We start from the raw sequence: 1,645 nt of genomic DNA on the forward strand, positions 1-1,645 counted from the left end.
CGCTTCCAGTGATTTCATGGCCTCGGACAGATTACGCACGGTTTGTGCCACTTCCACCAGAGGTACGCCGTCTTCCTCCAGTGCCAGACTGAATTGAAGCGCACTCCACGGATCGAAGCCAAGCTCTTTTAAGTTGTCGCCAGCCACCCAGTGCAGCAACTCTTCTTTTATCTGGGCATGATCGACTACCTCACCCTCGGTCAGTATCAGGGCGCCCATCTCCCCCCACTTCCGGTAAAGCTCCGCCATTTGACGGGAACAGCGTTCCAGTCGGCCTTCCGGTAACCAGAACTTAAAGTCAGCATGGACATGTCCGTTATTGCCCTGCCACACCTTGACGGCGGCACAGATATCAATCTTGTTCGCCAAATCCACGCCGACCCACATCGGGTAGGTTTTCAGTTCATGCGGGGGTGCCAGCGGTTCGCAGTCATCCCACTTAAGCATGTCCATCCACGCCGACTCGGCAGTCACCCACAGGTTCATGTGCTTGGTGAAGAAATTGTGCCGCGCTGAGACCTGTTCTTTGGCTTTTTTCGCCAACCGGCGCAGATCATCCCAGCGTTTGCAGATGCCCAGTCCGGGATTCGCTTTCTGCCACACGGTCTCATCAAACGGGTCGTCGTCTTTGTCGAGGGTGTAGATAATGCCGAAGAAAGTGTCATCGTCCACCTGACCGCGCAGCACCTTGACGGCGTAGTCGCGCAGCTCGTAACAGATACCTTCCTTATTGAATCCCGCTGTAGTGATGCCGAACAGCAATGATTGCAACCGGGCACCAGTGGCGGTTTCCAGTACGTCCCACACATCGCGGGTCTTGTGGGCGTGCAGCTCATCGACAATGCCGCAATGGATATTAAGGCCGTCAAGGTTGTTGGCATCACTGGACAGTGGCTCAAACTTGGACGCCGATTGCTCCTGATAAATTGCCAGCTTATTAAACTCAAACAACCTGCCCAAAGTGGATTTGGCCTGTTTGATCATGTTTTTGGCATCCTCAAACACAATCCGCGCCTGATCACGGGTCGTTGCCGCCGAATAGACTTCCGCCCCGCCCTCACTGTCCGCCCCTGTCATGTACAACCCGATACCGGACGACAGGGTTGATTTGGCATTTTTGCGTGCCACTTCGTTATACGCAGTACGGAAACGGCGCACCATCACCGGTCGTCCACTGCCATCATTGCGCAGGACGGTTTCGCCAGTCTGTTCATCAATCAGCGGACGGACAAAGCCAAAGATATTGATGAGAATAAAGACATGCCAGTCCATCAGATCAATGGGCTGGCCTGCCAGTGCACCCTTGACGTGGGGCACGAATTTATAGAAGTTCAGGATATGCTGGGCGCGGGGTTCACTGAATATAATGTCTCGTTCTTTGCCTGTTTTCAGGTCATTCAGGAACCGCTGACAGGCGAGCTTTACCAGTTCCCCGGCGACAATCTCACCCGCTACGACCCGTTCGGCGTAGCGAATGCCATCAGATACTTTTGCCATACTAGTCTCTCATTTGTAAAAATTCAGCCAGCGGATCCGCTTTGTCTTCCCCGGCCATGTTGACCTTAGACCGGCTGGAGGGGGACATGCCGAACGCACTGAGCATGGCGTGAATGCGTTTCCATGCATCGGCTTTCATCCCTGCCGC

General features: G+C 54.3%; 2 protein-coding genes. Both read right to left on the minus strand.

The window, feature by feature from the left end:
- Positions 1-1,497: terminase large subunit (locus Xedl_RS19500; RefSeq protein WP_074025370.1), on the minus strand; the 1,497-nt coding region annotated here is incomplete at its 3' end.
- Position 1,498: 1 nt separating this feature from the next.
- The coding region (locus Xedl_RS19505; RefSeq protein ID WP_208605107.1) for a P27 family phage terminase small subunit at positions 1,499-1,645 on the minus strand (147 nt) is incomplete at its 5' end.

This window comes from Xenorhabdus eapokensis, assembly GCF_001908105.1.